Origin of the sequence: Microbacterium sp., assembly GCF_052102115.1 — a bacterium.
GTDB lineage: Bacteria > Actinomycetota > Actinomycetes > Actinomycetales > Microbacteriaceae > Microbacterium.
Window position 1 is genome coordinate 20,878 of the sequence record NZ_JBQDVP010000028.1, and the last position, 14,729, is coordinate 35,606.

The 14,729-nt window shown below is 67.9% G+C and carries 18 protein-coding genes; 12 read left to right on the forward strand and 6 right to left on the reverse strand.

All coding sequences use genetic code 11. The features are described from left to right. Positions 1-744 carry a phosphonate metabolism transcriptional regulator PhnF gene (phnF, locus tag ACTICP_RS10020; protein ID WP_441891941.1) on the reverse strand — a complete coding sequence of 248 codons (744 nt, stop codon included), beginning with the start codon at positions 742-744 and terminating at the stop codon, positions 1-3. A gap of 134 nt (positions 745-878) precedes the next feature. Between phnF and phnG the strand changes: the two genes are divergently transcribed. The 9 genes from phnG to phnN are packed head-to-tail and all read left to right on the forward strand — an operon-like array spanning position 879 to position 7,973. Beyond that, positions 879-1,418, forward strand: a complete 540-nt coding sequence (phnG, locus tag ACTICP_RS10025; protein WP_441891943.1) for a phosphonate C-P lyase system protein PhnG — start codon at positions 879-881, stop codon at positions 1,416-1,418. After that, positions 1,415-2,056, forward strand: coding sequence for a phosphonate C-P lyase system protein PhnH (gene phnH, locus ACTICP_RS10030; RefSeq protein WP_441891945.1), 642 nt, complete (start codon positions 1,415-1,417; stop codon positions 2,054-2,056). Before phnG ends, phnH begins: the two co-directional genes overlap by 4 nt. Continuing rightward, the gene (locus ACTICP_RS10035; RefSeq protein WP_441891947.1) at positions 2,056-3,150 is read left to right on the forward strand and encodes a carbon-phosphorus lyase complex subunit PhnI; all 1,095 of its coding nucleotides are present in this window, start codon (positions 2,056-2,058) and stop codon (positions 3,148-3,150) included. Before phnH ends, ACTICP_RS10035 begins: the two co-directional genes overlap by 1 nt. After that, positions 3,147-3,998 carry an alpha-D-ribose 1-methylphosphonate 5-phosphate C-P-lyase PhnJ gene (locus ACTICP_RS10040; RefSeq protein ID WP_441891949.1) on the forward strand — a complete coding sequence of 284 codons (852 nt, stop codon included), beginning with the start codon at positions 3,147-3,149 and terminating at the stop codon, positions 3,996-3,998. The genes ACTICP_RS10035 and ACTICP_RS10040 overlap by 4 nt, the downstream gene beginning before the upstream one ends. Then, positions 3,998-4,816: a phosphonate C-P lyase system protein PhnK gene (phnK, locus tag ACTICP_RS10045; protein WP_441891976.1), complete on the forward strand. Its 819-nt coding sequence runs from the start codon at positions 3,998-4,000 to the stop codon at positions 4,814-4,816. Before ACTICP_RS10040 ends, phnK begins: the two co-directional genes overlap by 1 nt. 1 nt (position 4,817) lies before the next feature. Then, entirely contained in the window at positions 4,818-5,576 is a 759-nt protein-coding gene (gene phnL, locus ACTICP_RS10050; protein WP_441891951.1) for a phosphonate C-P lyase system protein PhnL, read from the forward strand. Further along, positions 5,573-6,244 (forward strand): DUF1045 domain-containing protein, encoded by a 672-nt coding sequence (locus ACTICP_RS10055; protein ID WP_441891953.1) that lies wholly within the window; start codon positions 5,573-5,575, stop codon positions 6,242-6,244. The genes phnL and ACTICP_RS10055 overlap by 4 nt, the downstream gene beginning before the upstream one ends. Then, positions 6,244-7,413: an alpha-D-ribose 1-methylphosphonate 5-triphosphate diphosphatase gene (locus tag ACTICP_RS10060; RefSeq protein ID WP_441891955.1), complete on the forward strand. Its 1,170-nt coding sequence runs from the start codon at positions 6,244-6,246 to the stop codon at positions 7,411-7,413. The genes ACTICP_RS10055 and ACTICP_RS10060 overlap by 1 nt, the downstream gene beginning before the upstream one ends. Next, positions 7,410-7,973: a phosphonate metabolism protein/1,5-bisphosphokinase (PRPP-forming) PhnN gene (phnN, locus tag ACTICP_RS10065; protein ID WP_441891957.1), complete on the forward strand. Its 564-nt coding sequence runs from the start codon at positions 7,410-7,412 to the stop codon at positions 7,971-7,973. Before ACTICP_RS10060 ends, phnN begins: the two co-directional genes overlap by 4 nt. A 12-nt stretch (positions 7,974-7,985) precedes the next feature. Here phnN and ACTICP_RS10070 read toward each other — a convergent pair whose 3' ends face one another. Beyond that, entirely contained in the window at positions 7,986-8,297 is a 312-nt protein-coding gene (locus tag ACTICP_RS10070; protein ID WP_441891960.1) for a hypothetical protein, read from the reverse strand. 79 nt (positions 8,298-8,376) lie between these two features. On the opposite strand from ACTICP_RS10070, the gene proC reads away from it, so the two are divergent. Then, complete coding sequence (proC, locus tag ACTICP_RS10075; protein WP_441891962.1) at positions 8,377-9,216, forward strand: pyrroline-5-carboxylate reductase; 840 nt, start codon at positions 8,377-8,379, stop codon at positions 9,214-9,216. Positions 9,217-9,238: 22 nt separating this feature from the next. Here proC and ACTICP_RS10080 read toward each other — a convergent pair whose 3' ends face one another. Next, positions 9,239-9,910: a potassium channel family protein gene (locus ACTICP_RS10080; RefSeq protein ID WP_441891964.1), complete on the reverse strand. Its 672-nt coding sequence runs from the start codon at positions 9,908-9,910 to the stop codon at positions 9,239-9,241. Beyond that, entirely contained in the window at positions 9,903-11,333 is a 1,431-nt protein-coding gene (locus ACTICP_RS10085) for a TrkH family potassium uptake protein (RefSeq protein ID WP_441891966.1), read from the reverse strand. Before ACTICP_RS10085 ends, ACTICP_RS10080 begins: the two co-directional genes overlap by 8 nt. Before the next feature lie 98 nt (positions 11,334-11,431). On the opposite strand from ACTICP_RS10085, the gene ACTICP_RS10090 reads away from it, so the two are divergent. Then, the gene (locus tag ACTICP_RS10090; protein ID WP_441891968.1) at positions 11,432-11,848 is read left to right on the forward strand and encodes an ArsR/SmtB family transcription factor; all 417 of its coding nucleotides are present in this window, start codon (positions 11,432-11,434) and stop codon (positions 11,846-11,848) included. A 34-nt stretch (positions 11,849-11,882) separates the two neighbouring features. On the opposite strand, the gene ACTICP_RS10095 is transcribed toward ACTICP_RS10090, so the two are convergent. Next, the gene (locus ACTICP_RS10095) at positions 11,883-12,695 is read right to left on the reverse strand and encodes an ABC transporter permease (protein ID WP_441891970.1); all 813 of its coding nucleotides are present in this window, start codon (positions 12,693-12,695) and stop codon (positions 11,883-11,885) included. Next, a complete protein-coding gene (locus ACTICP_RS10100) occupies positions 12,692-13,621 on the reverse strand; it encodes an ATP-binding cassette domain-containing protein (RefSeq protein ID WP_441891972.1) in 930 nt (309 codons plus the stop codon). Before ACTICP_RS10100 ends, ACTICP_RS10095 begins: the two co-directional genes overlap by 4 nt. Before the next feature lie 124 nt (positions 13,622-13,745). Here ACTICP_RS10100 and ACTICP_RS10105 point away from each other — a divergent pair, with 124 nt between their 5' ends. Further along, the gene (locus ACTICP_RS10105; protein ID WP_441891974.1) at positions 13,746-14,669 is read left to right on the forward strand and encodes a TetR/AcrR family transcriptional regulator; all 924 of its coding nucleotides are present in this window, start codon (positions 13,746-13,748) and stop codon (positions 14,667-14,669) included. Positions 14,670-14,729: the final 60 nt, after the last annotated feature.

A 14,729-nucleotide genomic window follows, 5' to 3' on the forward strand; every position in this document is an offset into this window, starting at 1 on the left:
TCACGCCGTCGGGTCGGGATGCTCGATGTCCAAGCGCACGCGCTGGGCGGCGAACCGCGTGACGAGGTGCTGCAGCGGAGTGCCATCGGGGAATGCATCCAGTGATTCCGTGACGAGGACGATCGCACCGGCATCCAACCCGAGGAGTGCCGACTCCGAAGCCGTCGCGTGCCGCGCAGAGAACAGGGTCGACACGCGCACATAGTCGTCGACTCCGTGCGCGCGCAGTGCCGCGGTGACGGAAGCCGTGCGGCGCAGTGATTCCGCGATATCCGGGAACCGTGCCGCATCGAACCAGCGCGTGCCGAGCGCGAACGGCTCCCCGTCGACGGTCCGCAGCGACTCGACGCGGACGGCATCCCCGTCCCCGAGGCGCAGTCGTTGCGCGACGTGTTCCGAGGCGGGCTCCACGCTGCTCTCGAGCACTCGGCCCGCGGCCGAGGGGCCGCCCCCCAGACTGGTCGTCAGCCGAGTGCGCATTCCGATGCGATGCACGTGCACGGCGCTGCTGGTGACGAAGGTGCCGCTCCCACGGCGCGCTTCGACGATCCCGTCCGCGGCGAGAGCCGCGAGCGCTTGTCGCGCGGTGTGGCGATTGACCTCGAACCGTGTGGCCAGCGCGCTCTCCGACGGCAGGCGGTCACCGGTCTGCAGGCGCCCGTCCGTGATGTCAGCACGCAGTTCCTCCGCGATGAGTCGCCAGGCGGAGTAGCCGGTGGCACGGGGAGCCGCTGCTTCGCTCACTGCTGCTCCTCATGCTCGTTCATCGGCCGTTCATGCGATCGTCGGCTGTTCTTCCCGCCCCGCGGTTTCGCCGACTCCATCCTGCCACTAGCGTAGAAGTTGTCTAGAAAGATAGACAACTTTTAGGAGGCGCGATGACTCGGGACAGCGACACGAGATACAGCGACACGAACGACGGCGACACCGCACGCGACGAGACGGAGCGGCGCCGGACGGCACGGGTGCTCGCCGGTGCTTCCGAGGCCGAGCTCACCGTGCGGTGGGACGCCTGGCCGGATCGTCCCCAGATCGAATACGTCCGCGGTCCGGAGGCGGGCCTGGTCATGGTGCAGGGTCGAGTCGGCGGCACGGGAGACCGGTTCAACCTCGGCGAGGCCACCGTGAGCCGCGCCACTGTCATCGCCCGAGGCACACGATCCGAGACCATCGGCACGGCGTACGTGCTCGGCAGCCACCCCGAGCACGCCGGGCTCGCTGCGATCTTCGACGCGATGCTGGCGGGGGAGGAGCGCGAGCGCGTCTTCGCCGAAGTCATCGTGCCGCTCGAGAAGACCCAGGCCGAGCGCGACTCCCGATCACGATCGGATGCACGCACGACGGTCGTCGACTTCTTCACCGTCGCGCGCGAGAATTCCGGGCCCGATTATGGCGTGGAAGACGAGGACGACGAATGACGACGTACATGGATGAGCGCTTGCCGGGTGCAGCGCGCCACCGCGCGGGCTTCGCCGATCCGGTGCAGGAGGCACAATCGGTCTTCCGCGCCGCGCTCGGGGCCCTCGCGCGTCCGGCGCTTCCCCAAACGATCACCGCGGCGCCGCAGCCGCCTGCTCCGCTGAGCCCCGAGGTTGCGGCCATTCTGCTGGCCCTGTGCGACGAGCAGACGCCGATCTGGCTCGATGCGGCGCTGCGCGCCGCTGACGAGGTCGGCGCGTGGCTGCGCTTCCACACCGGAGCACGCATCGTGGATGCCGTCGGCGATGCTCTCTTCGTCGTAGCCTCTGCCCCGTCCACGACGCCGCGCCTGGCCGACCTGTCCGCAGGCACGGACGAGGAACCGCATCGCTCGGCGACGCTGCTGATCGACGCCACCGGCGCGACGGGGATCGGCACCTTCACCGTGACCGGTCCCGGTGTGAACGGCTCCATCGAATGGGACGGTTCGGGCCTTCCCGCCGGCTTCCTCGCGCAGTGGCAGCAGAATCACGCACGCTTCCCCCGCGGAGTGGACGTTGTACTCACCGATTCCGGATCGATCCGGGCACTGCCCCGGAGCACGCGGCTGCACGGCACCGAGAACAGGAGCAGTTGATGTACGTCGCCGTCAAGGGAGGCGAGCAGGCGATCGCCAACGCGCACGCCCTCCTCGCCCAGCGCGGACGCGGTGAAGAATCGTCGCCGCGCATCGACTACGCGCAGGTGCGAGAGCAACTGGGTGTGCTCGTCTCACGCGTCATGGCTGAGGGGTCGCTCTACGACCCGGACCTCGCTGCGAAGGCGCTGCTGCAGGCTCAGGGAGACGTGCTCGAAGCCGTCACGCTGCTGCGCTCCTACCGCACCACGCTGCCCCGTTTCGGGGTGACCGTCGCTGTCGACACCGCACAGCTGCCTCCGCAGCGGCGCGTATCGGCGACGTTCAAGGACATCCCCGGCGGGCAGCAGTTGGGTGCGACGTTCGACTACACGCACCGCCTGCTCGCCGACGACCTCGACGGCGCTCACCTCCGCGACGCCACCACGCATGGTGAGCCCGCGGCACAGGAAGACCAGGAGATGCCCCGCGTCACCGATCTGCTGGGCGTGGATGCTCTCATCGAGTCGGACCGGCCCGAGGGTGTGGCCTGGACCGATCCCGATCCGGCAGACCTCACCCGCGAGCCGACCGTGTACCCGATGAGCCGTGCCGAGCGGCTGCAGGCCCTGAGCCGCGGAGACGAGGGTTTCCTGCTGTCGCTGGGCTACTCGACGCAGCGCGGCTTCGGGCGCACGCACCCGTTCGTGGGCGAGGTTCGCGTCGGTGATGTCGAGGTCGAATTCGATGCGCCCGAGATCGGGCACCCGGTTCCGATCGGTCGCATCGAGGTGACCGAGTGCCAGATGGTGAGCCAGTTCGCCGGCGGCGCCGATCAGCCGCCGCAGTTCACCCGCGGCTATGGCCTGGTCTTCGGAAACGGTGAACGCAAGGCGATGTCGATGTCGCTCGTAGACCGCGCGCTGCGTCACGAGGAGTTCGGCGAGCACGCGAGCGCGCCGGCGCAGGATGAGGAGTTCGTGATCAGCCACGCTGACAACGTGCAGGCGGCCGGATTCGTCGAGCACCTGAAGCTCCCGCACTACGTCGATTTCCAGGGCGAACTGGTGCTGCTGCGGCAACTGAGGCAAGAGTTCCAGGAGAAGCGCGCATGACTGCGCCGCGGATCGTCTACAACGAGGGGTACCTCGACGAGCAGACCAAACGGGTGGTTCGCAGAGCCCTGCTGAAGGGCGTCGCCATTCCCGGATTCCAGGTGCCGTTCGCCTCGCGTGAGGTGCCGATGCCGCGCGGTTGGGGCACCGGCGGCGTGCAGGTCACGGCATCCGTCATCGGCGCCGCCGACACGCTCAAGGTCATCGACCAGGGCGCGGATGACACCACCAACGCGGTCTCGATCCGGCAGTTCTTCGAGAAGGTCGCCGGCAGCAGCGTCACCACCCGCACGGATGAGGCCACCGTCATCCAGACACGGCACCGGATTCCCGAGACGCCGCTGAGCGACGGGCAGATCATCGTGTACCAGGTGCCGATCCCTGAGCCGCTGCGGTTCCTCGAACCGCGTGAGACCGAGACGCGGCGGCTGCACGCCCTCGAGGAGTACGGTCTCATGTACGTGAAGCTCTACGAGGACATCGCCCGCTACGGGCACTTCGCGACGACGTATGACTACCCGGTGCTCGTCAATCACCGCTACGTCATGGCGCCGTCGCCGATCCCGAGCTTCGACAACACGAAGATGCATCAGAGCCCCGCGCTGCAGCTGTTCGGTGCAGGACGGGAGAAGCGCATCTACGCGATTCCGCCGTACACCGACGTCGAGAGCCTGGGGTTCGAGGACTTCCCGTTCGAACCGCAGCGCTTCGACACCCCGTGCGAGATCTGCGCATCCGAGGGCGTGTATCTCGACGAGGTCGTCATGGATGACCGCGGCACGGTCATGTACGCGTGCAGCGACACGGATCACTGCGAGCGCACGGCCGCAGCGAGGAGGACCGCGTGATGGCACACGACACCGGTATGAACGACGAGCACCCGCTGCTGAGCGTGACGAACGCCGGGCACGCCTACGGCGAGATCTTCGGATGCCGCGGCGTGAGCTTCGACCTGTGGCCCGGGGAGGTGCTGGCGATCGTCGGAGAATCCGGCTCGGGAAAGTCCACGCTGCTCGGGATGCTGTCGCAGCGTCTGAGCATCGACGAAGGGAGCGTGCAATACCGCACGGCACCTGCCGGCGAAGGTCGGCAGGACGCGCGGCTGGTCGACCTCTCGGAGCTCAGCGAGCGCGAGGTGCGACGACTGTGGCGCACCGAATGGGGATACGTCCACCAGAATGCGATGGACGGGCTGCGGATGCACGTCAGCGCCGGCGGCAACATCGGTGAACCCCTGATGGCGAACGGCTGGCGTCGTTACGGGCGGATCCGCGAGCAGGCCGAGCAGTGGCTCGCGCGGGTGGAGATCCCATCCGGGCGCATCGATGACACCCCGGTGACGTTCTCCGGCGGTATGCGTCAGCGTCTGCAGATCGCACGCAATCTCGTGTTCGGCCCCCGGCTGGTGTTCATGGACGAGCCGACGAGCGGGCTGGACGTGTCGGTGCAGGCGCGTCTGCTCGACCTCATCCGCTCGCTCGTCGCCGACCTCGGCCTCGCCGTGGTGATCGTCGCGCACGATCTCGCGGTGGCACGGCTCATCTCGCATCGCACGCTCGTGATGAAGGACGGCGCGGTCATTGAATCTGGGCTGACCGACCGGGTGCTCGATGACCCGCAAGCCGCCTACACCCAGCTCCTCGTCTCATCGATCCTCCAGGACTGACATGACTGATTCGACTGACAACAACCGGAACGGCGACGTGAACCAGGATGCCGTCCTCCGTGTGCAGGACGTATCGAAGAGCTTCACGCTGCACCTGCAGGGCGCACAGACGCTGCCGGTGGTGAACGGGGTGACCTTCGACGTGCCGCGCGGTGCCTGCGTCGTGCTCGGCGGGGAGTCCGGATCGGGCAAGAGCTCGGTGATGAAGATGGTCTACGGCAGCTACGGCGTCGATTCCGGACGCATCCTGCTCGCCCAGGACACGGGGGTGCTCGACCTGGCGACGGCGCTGCCGAGACAGGTGCTCGCCGCGCGCCGGTCGACGATGGGATACGTGAGCCAGTTCCTGCGCGCGGTGCCGCGGGTGCCCGCGATCGACGTCGTGGCAGAGCCGCTCGTGGACAGCGGGGTCGATCGCGATACCGGTCGTGAGCGGGCAGCCGAGCTGCTGGCGCGGCTGAGCATCCCGGAACGGCTGTGGCAGCTGCCGCCGGCGACGTTCTCGGGCGGGGAACGGCAGCGCGTGAACATCGCGCGCGGTTTCGTCCTCGAACGATCCCTGCTGCTGCTCGACGAGCCGACGGCATCCCTCGACCCGCGCAATCGCGAAGTCGTGATCGGGCTGGTCCGTGAGAGTCTCGCCCGCGGTATCGGGATCCTCGCGATCTTCCACGACGCCGACGTGCGGGAGGCCGTGGCGGATGCCACGATCGACGTGCAGGCGTTCACCCCGGCGTCCGCCGCGGGGGTCGCCGCATGACGCGCTACGCCGTCTACGCGCTGCCGGGGGCGCTCGGCGACGGCGACGACCCCGCAGCGGTGCGACTGCGCGACCTCGTCGAGGCCTGGTACGCGCGGGCGTCGTTCGGCCACCTGACCGCGGATGCACGTCGCTACGGCTTCCACGGCACTCTCAAGGCACCGTTCCGACTCGCGGCGGGCCGCAGCGAAGCCGATCTCCGCGTCGCGGCCGATGTGTTCGCTGCCGCACATCCGCCCGTGCTCCTGCCCCGGCTCAGCGTCGCAGAGCTCGGTCGGTTCCGCGCGCTTCTCCCTGACGGCGACCAGACCGGCATCCAGGCGCTCGCCGACGACGCGGTGCGTTCGTTCGACGAGTTCCGCGCCGCGCCCGACGCCGATGATCTCCAGCGACGTCGCCCGGAGGAACTACCGTCGCGGCAGCGCGAGCTCTTCGAACAGTGGGGCTACCCCTTCGTCTTCGATGAGTTCCGATTCCACCTGACGCTGACGGATCCGATCCCGCCCGCGCAGCAATCTGCCGTCGACGCGGCGCTCGCCGTGCACTTCGCCGAGGCTCCGCAGGATGTGCAGCTGCATTCGATAGCGCTGTTCGTCGAACCGTCCCGCGGCGCTCCCTTCCGAGTGCTCTCCGTCCATCCCCTCACCCATCCGCAGGAGAACGTCTGATGCCGTCGCTCACACTCACCAATGCCCGGGTCGTCCTCGACGACGAGGTGGTCCACGGATCGCTGCGCGTCGAAGACGGCGTGATCGCCGAGATCTCCGACGATCCGTCCGGACCGGGCGAGGACCTCGGCGGCGACGTCCTGATGCCAGGGATCGTCGAACTGCACACCGACCAAGTCGAGACGCACTTCCAGCCTCGTCCGAAGCGCTACTGGGATCCGCTCTCGGCGGTGATGGCGCATGATGCGCAGATGGCGGCGTCGGGGATGACCACGGTCCTCGACGCGCTGCGCATCGGCACCGGCCCTACCGATGGCAACCGCATGGCGGCCAATGCCCATCTGCTCCTCGACGCCGTCATCCACGCGACCGAGTCGGGTCTGCTGCGCGCCGACCACTTCGTCCACCTCCGCTGCGAGGTCTCCACCCCCGACGTGGTCGAGGTCTTCGACGAGCTCGGCGGTCACGATCGGGTGCGGATGGTCTCGTTGATGGATCACACGCCCGGCCAGCGGCAGTACGCGGATGTCGAGGCCTTCCGCACCTACATGCTCGGTAAGGGACGCCTGACGGAATCCGAGTTCGACGCCCACGTCGAGGAGCTGCACCGATTCTCTGCGCGGTACGCCGATGCGCACCGCGTGCAGCTGGCGGAGCGCGCGTCCGCACGCGGCATCACGATGGCCGCCCACGACGATGCGACGCAGGCGCATGTCGATGAGGCCACCGCGCTCGGCGTGCGCATCTCGGAGTTCCCGACAACGGCGGATGCTGCGCGCGCGGCCCGGGCGGCCGCACAGCTGGTCGTGTCCGGCGCGCCGAACATCGTGCGCGGCGGATCTCACTCGGGCAACGTCGCAGCCGTCGACCTGCTCAAGGAGGGGCTGCTCGACATCCTCTCGAGCGACTACGTGCCGGCAAGCTCCCTGCAGGCCGCGTTCCACCTCGTTGTGCGCGGCGACGTGGCGCTTCCGTCCGTCTCCCGATTGCTCAGCGCGAACCCCGCACGGGCCGTCGGACTCGACGACCGCGGGGCGATCGTGCCCGGACTGCGTGCAGATCTGATCCGTGTGCACGCCTACGACGGCGCCTCCGCGGAGCAGCATCCGCTCGGAACCCCCGTTCCCGTGGTGCGCAGCGTCTGGTGCGAGGGCGAGCGCGTCGCGTGATCGGCGCGTTCGTCGCCGTGGTCGGGCCCAGCGGTGCGGGCAAAGACTCGGTCATCGGCTCTGCCCGTGCGCTGGTCTCCGGCAGCGGCTTCCTCTTTCCGCGCCGCACGATCACCCGCCCCGCTGGGGTCGGCGAAGACCACGAGCCGGTCGGCGAGGCGGAGTTCGCGCGGATCGAGCAGGCGGGCGGATTCTGCCTCAGCTGGCGCGCGCACGGACTGGCCTACGGCGTTCCCACGGCGGTGGCTGATGCCGTTCGAGACGGAGACATCGCCGTCGTGAACGTGTCGCGGAGCCTACTGCCGATGCTGGATGACCATTTCGAATGCGCAGCAGCCGTTCGCGTCACAGCGTCAGATGTCGTGCGCCGCGCGCGTCTCGCCGCACGCGGGCGGGAGACGACGGCTGCCGCGGACGCGCGGATGAACAGGACAGACCCCGCACCGGGGTCGCCCGTCGACCTTGAGATCGTCAACGACCGGTCGATCGGGCAGGCCGGAGAGGCGCTCGCCGCATTCCTGACGGGCATCGCCGTGCCGCGCGCGGTGTCCGCGCGCTGAGGCGCCGGGGCCTCAGTCCTCGGACTTCAGGACGAACACGTCCGTCGATGGCTCGGGGTCGAGCGAGGGGCGGTAGATGTCGGGCTGAATGTAGACGGCGCGCGCGGTCGGCACGGTCTTGTGGATCTGCGCCTCGATCTCGCTGATGATCCCCGCGACGTCGCGGACGGTCGTCTCGGCCGGGAGGGCGATCTTCACGGCGACCAGGAGCTCATCGGCGTCGATGGTGAACGTCTTGAGGCTGATGAGCTTCTCGACGTCAGAGCAGCCGAGGACGGCATCCATGATCAGGTCGAGGTCGTGTTTGCTGGCAGATCCGCTCATGCGATGAGTCTAGTTCGGGCGGCTGTGATCGTGCAGGAGACACCGCGAAGCTGTCGGACCTCGCGCATAGGATTGCCGCATGGCTGATTCCCTTCCGTCCCTCGCTTTCCTCGGTGCCGGTTCCATGGGGGGTGCAATCCTGCGGGGGGTGGTCGCCTCCGGCATCCCTGTCGATGGCGGCATCGTCGCCACCAACCGCACGGCCGAGAAGGCCGCGACGCTCGAGGGCATCGACGGTGTCACGGCGATCGCGCTGGAGGACAACCCCGGCGGGAATACGGATGCTGCGGCCTCGGCCCGTATCGTCCTCGTCGGCGTGAAACCGGCCATGGTCCCCAACCTGCTGCGCGAGATCGCCCCCGCGCTGCGCGAGGACGCCATCGTGGTGAGCCTCGCCGCCGGCGTCACGCTCGCGACCTTCGCCGCGGGGCTCGGGGACGGCGTGCGTGTGATCCGGTCAATGCCGAACACGCCGTCGACGGTCGGCAAGGGCGTCACCGGGCTGGCCGCCGGTGGTGCGGCGACGGCAGAGGACCTGGCGCTCGTCCGGCAACTGTTCGAACTCGTCGGTGCCGTGGTCGAGGTGCCTGAGGAGAAGATCGATGCGCTGTCCACGATCTCCGGTTCGGGGCCTGCCTACGTCTTCCTGCTCATCGAAGAGTTGACCAAGGCCGCGATCGGGAAGGGATTCGACGAGGCCGATGCCCGGCTCATGGCGGAGCAGACCTTCATCGGGGCGACCGCGCTTCTGGCGGCATCCGGTGAGAATCCGACCGAACTGCGTCGGCAAGTGACCAGCCCCAAAGGAACCACGGAGCGTGCAGTCGCGGTCCTGCAGGACGCGAACCTCGACGAGGTGTTCGCCGCGGCGACGGATGCTGCGCTGAAGCGCGCGCAGGAGATGGCCGCGGGGGAGTAGAGCGGGCTTCGGCCCGTCGCGCTCAGCGGTCGAGCGCCGCGAACCGTTCGATGTCGCTGTTGGTCCCCGAGACGATGATGAGGTCGTGGTTGGTGACCACGGTGTCCGCTTCGGCGTAGCGGAACGGCTTGCCGGGGCTCTTCACGCCGACGACCGTGACCTTGTACTTCGACCGCACGCCCGATTCGTTCAGCCCGACGCCGCGGATGAACTTCGGCGGGTACATCTTCGCCAGTACGAAGTCGTCGTCGAAGCGGATGAAGTCCAGCATCCGTCCGCTCACGAGGTGGGCGACGCGTTCGCCGGCCTCGCGCTCGGGGTAGATGACGTGGTTCGCGCCGACGCGGGCGAGGATCTTGCCGTGCGACTGCGACACGGCCTTCGCCCAGATCTGCGGCACCTTCAGGTCGACGAGGTTCGCGGTGATGAGCACGGATGCCTCGATGAACGAGCCGACGGCGACGACGGCGACCTGGAAGTCCTGCGCCCCGATCTGCTTGAGTGCGTCGACATTTCGGGCGTCGCCCTGCACGGTGTGGGTGACCCGGTCGGACCACTTCTGCACGAGCTCGAGGTTCTCGTCCATGGCGAGCACCTCGCGGTCGAGCCTGTCCAGTTCGCCGGCGCAGGCAGCGCCGAAGCGTCCGAGTCCGATGATCAGCACCGGGGCATCGCTGCGGAGACCTTCAACCAACGATCGGCCTTTCGACGGGCAGCGAATAGAGCTGCGTTCTCGTCGTCGCGGCGACCGCCGCGGCGAGTGTCACTGTACCAACGCGTCCCATGAAGATGGTCAGGGCCATGACATAGGACGCCGAATCAGGCAGTTCGGCCGTGAGGCCGGTCGAGAGCCCCACCGTGCCGAATCCGGAGATCACGTCGAAGAGTACCTCGGCGATCGGTGCCTTCGTGATCTGCGCGATCACAATGGTCGATAGGGCGACGATCGTGGCGCCCCAGGCGACGACACTCAGGGCGACCCGCTGCACGTCGCTGGGGATGCGGCGTCCGAACGCCTCGACCGACTGGCGTCCGCGGGCTTCCGACCACACGGCGATCGCGAGCACCGCGAGAGTCGTGACTTTGATGCCGCCGGCCGTCGAGGCCGAGCCGCCGCCGACGAACATCAGCATCGCCCCGGCGACCATGGATGAACCGTTCAGATCGCCGATGTCGACCACGCTGAACCCGCCTGACCGGGTCATCGCAGACAGGAAGAACGCTTGAAAGGTCGTGTCGACGGCATCCATCGATCCGAATGTCTTGGGGTTGTCGTACTCGAGGAGAAGGAAGACCAGTGCTCCTGCGATGAACAGGATGCCCGTCGTGATCAGCGTGAGCTTCGAATGCAGCGACCAGCGCTTCACATGCCATACATGCTTCAAGAGTGTGTAGATCACCGGGAAGCCGATGCTGCCGAGGAACACACTGACCATCAGCACACTGAGCACGAAGTAGTCATCGGCGAACTCGATGACTCCGCCTGCGTTCGGTGTGAAACCCGTGTTGGTGAACGACATCGCCGCGTAGTACGGCGCCTCCCACAGGGCGGTGAGCGGATGGATGCCGGCCATCACCAGCCCGGGGTACAGCACCAGCGCCACGAAGAGTTCGATGAAGATCAGCGACATGGCGACGGTCCGCAGCAGCTGGCCGACTTCGCCCAGCCGCACGGTCTGGCCCTCGTTGACGACCCCGCCGTGCGCGCGCAGAGGGTTGCTGTCACCGGCCGCGAGGAGCTTCGCGCGCAGGCCGAGCTTCTTGGAGATCACCAGCCCCAGCACCGAGGCGAGGGTCAACACCCCCATGCCGCCGATGTTCACCCCGAGGAAGATGAGCACATGCCCGAACGGTGACCAGTGCCCCGCCATGTCGACAGTCGCCAGTCCCGTGACGCAGATCGTCGACACCGCGGTGAACAGTGCATCGCTCAGCGGGGTCACCGTGCCGGATGACGACGCGATCGGCAGCGAGAACAGTGCCGTGAACAGCAGGATCAGGCCGGCGAAGATGAGAATCGCGAACCGCGATGGCGATGAGGTGACGATGCGGCGGAAGAAGTGCCAGATGTCGTGCCTGCGGTTGCCGGACGGCGTCGACCAGCCGATGCTCGACATCGCGCTCCTTCACAAAATTCGTCTGCGTATCCCGGCGCGCACGTCCCGCCGAGCCTTCGTCATGGTACTCCGGGCGCGGGACGACTACCCTGATCTTCATGACGGACATCTTCGACGTGATCGCAGACGGCACGAGGCGCGACATCCTCCAGCTCCTCCTGCGGCGGTCGACGGAAGGGGATGCCGGCACCAGCGTCTCGCAGATCGTCAGTGAGCTCGGCATCAGCCAGCCCACCGTCTCGAAGCATCTCAAGGTGCTGCGCGACGCCGAACTGGTCAGCGTCCGCGAAGACGGACAGCGCCGTTTCTACAGCATCGAGGTCGATCCGCTGGCTTCGGTCGATGATTGGCTGGTCCCGTTCCTCGTCGACGCGTTCGGCGATGATGCGCCCGACATCGACCTGTCGCTGCTGCCGCTGCCCGATGGTGCAGCGCACGCAGCCGAGGTGGTCGGCCGTGCCGCGGCATCCGCGAAGCATGTCGTCACGACCGCCCTGCGACGCCTCGGGGCCTGAGCCAACGGCCCAGACCCCGGTTGCCGCGCGACGCTCAGCGCTGGCCGGCTTTGCGGCGGAACAGCCACCCGCCCCACACGGTCGCCACGAGCAGGATACCGGCGCACCACAGCACCGCCCAGAGCGGTTGCATTCCGGCATCCGTTCCCATCAACAGACTCCGGATCGTCTCGATGATCGGTGTGATCGGCTGATACTCGGCGACCGGCTGCAGCCAGTTAGGCATGCTCTCCACCGGCACAAAGGCGCTGGAGAGGTACGGCAGGAACAGCAGGATGAAGCCGTAGCCGTTCGCGCCCTCCGGTGACCCGGCCGCGAGGCCGATCGCGGCGAACAGGTACGTGATCGCCAGCAGGTACAGCGTGATGAGTACCGCGGTGAGCAGCCATTCGCCGAAGGTCGCCGTCGGGCGGAATCCGACCAGCACCCCGACGCCGATGACGATCGCTGTGGCGACGAGGTTGCGCGCGAGGCTCGAGACCACGTGACCGGTGAGGACGGCGCCCGATCGCACGGGCATCGTGCGGAACCGGTCGATGATCCCGGCGCGCATGTCGTTGGCGACATACACGCCGGTGGACGAGGCGCCGAAGCCCGCGCAGGTGAGGATGATGCCGGGAACGACGTAATCGACGTAGCCGCCGGACGGATCGAGCGCCCCGCCGAAGACCCACGTGAACATCAGCATGAGCATCACGGGAAGCATGATCGCCATCAGCAACGACTCGCCGTCGCGCAGGGAGTGGCGAAGGCTGCGCCCGACGAAGACGAACTCGGCGGTCAGGCCGCGCAGTTTCGGGCGGACGGAGGGGGTGGATGCCGTGACGGCGGCGAGTGCGGTGGTCATCTCGACTCGTTCCTCTCGTGGTGTGCGGCGCCTGCGGGCTCGGCCGCAAACGCCGGACCCCGGTCGGGCATGGTGATGGCGAGGAAGACGTCGTCGAGCGTCGGTCGTCGCAGCGTCACGACGCCGTCGGCAGCTTGCCGGTCGAGGTCGTCGAGCGCTCGCCGCAGCCCCGAGACGGTGCCATCGGTGGGGATCTCACGCAGCAGATCGCCGTGCTCGTCGTGCAGTTCGACGGTGTCGCCCCCGACGCGCGACTTCAGCTCGGCGGCCGTTCCGAGAGCCGCCACACGGCCTTCGTGGAGCACCGCGATGCGGTCGGCGAGCTGATCGGCTTCCTCCAGGTACTGCGTCGTCAGGAACACGGTCGTGCCCGCCGTGGCGAGCGCGCGGATGATGCCCCAGAGATCGCGGCGACTGCGGGTGTCCAGTCCGGTCGTCGGCTCGTCGAGGAAGAGCACCTCGGGCGTGACGACGAAGCTCAGCGCCAGGTCGAGACGGCGGCGCATGCCGCCGGAGAAGGTCGCGACGCGCCGGGGTGCGGCATCCATCAGTCCGAAACTCTCCAGAAGCTCCGTCGCTCGGAGTCGCGAGGTGGAGCCGGAGAGCCCGGAGAGGCGGGCGAACATCACGACGTTCTCGACGGCGCTGAGCGCGTCGTCGACCGCGGCCGACTGCCCGGTGAGGCTGATCCGGCGGCGTACCTCCGTCGGGGAGGAGGTCACGTCGAATCCGCTGACGGTCGCGGTGCCGGCATCTGGCTGGGCGAGGGTGGTGAGGATGTTGATGATCGTGGTCTTGCCGGCGCCGTTCGGCCCGAGCAGGGCGAAGATCTCGCCGCGCGGGACGGTGAGATCGAGACCGTCGATCACGGTCTGCGCCCCGAACGCCTTGCGGAGTCCGCGGACCTCGATGGCTGGTGCGGTCATGAGCGGTGGGTCCTTTCTGTGCGTGGATGCTGTTCTGTATATGGATGAAACTGTTTACGTCCCATACAACTGCGTATGACACTAACACACTGTTTAGCTCATAAACAGAACTAGAATGGACGACATGATCGACATCGAACCTCCCGAGCTGCCCCGGGGCATCGCCCTCGCCTGGGGTGTTGCCGCGAATCCGCAGCGCGGCCCCAAGCGCGAGATGAGCGTCGAGAAGATCGTCGAAGCCGCTGTCGAGCTCGCGGATGCCGAAGGCATCGGTGCCGTGTCGATGGCGGCCGTCGCGGCGAAGCTCGGATTCACGCCCATGTCGCTGTACCGGTACGTCACCGCGAAGGACGACCTGCTGCTGCTCATGCAGGAGGAGGCGACCGGGCTCCCGCCCGAGGCGCACCGCGAGGCGGAGGGGTGGCGGGCGAAGCTCATGGCGCTGTTCGAGGCACAGGCGCACCTGTATCTCGCGCACCCGTGGCTGCTGTCGATCCCGATCACGGGGTCGCCGATAACGCCGAGCAGTTCCGCGTGGCTGGATGCCGCTCTGGAGAGCCTCGCGGACACGCCGCTCGACGACGTCGAGCGCCTCGCGGTCGCGCTCGCCGTGACCGGATCTGCGCGCTGGTACGGCATCGTGATCGCCGGGTACGCCGAGCAGGCGCGGTCCACGGGCATGTCGCCCGAGCAGATCACGGTGTACGAAGCCGAGCTGTTCGATCGTGTGATCACCGCGGAGGAGTTCCCGTCGTTGCGGGCGGTGATCGAGGCCGGAGTGTTCCTCGCCGACGACGACCCGTTCCACTTCGGTATCGAGCGGATCTTCGACGGTGTCGAGGCGTACATCGCGCGGGTCGATCGCGGTGAGAAGCGGCCCGCCGTAGACACCTGGCTCATCCCGGAGCCGGCCGAACTCGCCGAGGACAAGAAGCTTCGAGAGGCGCGCAAGGCCGTGCGTGCGGCTGAGAAGGCGTTGCGGGATGCGCGCAAGGCCGAGCGGCAGGTGCTGAAGGATGCGCGTGAGCGCACCGCCCGTCATCAGTGATCGCACACGCTCAGACCGAGGCCGTCGAGTCGAGCGAAGGCGGTCAGGTCAGGGCGGCCG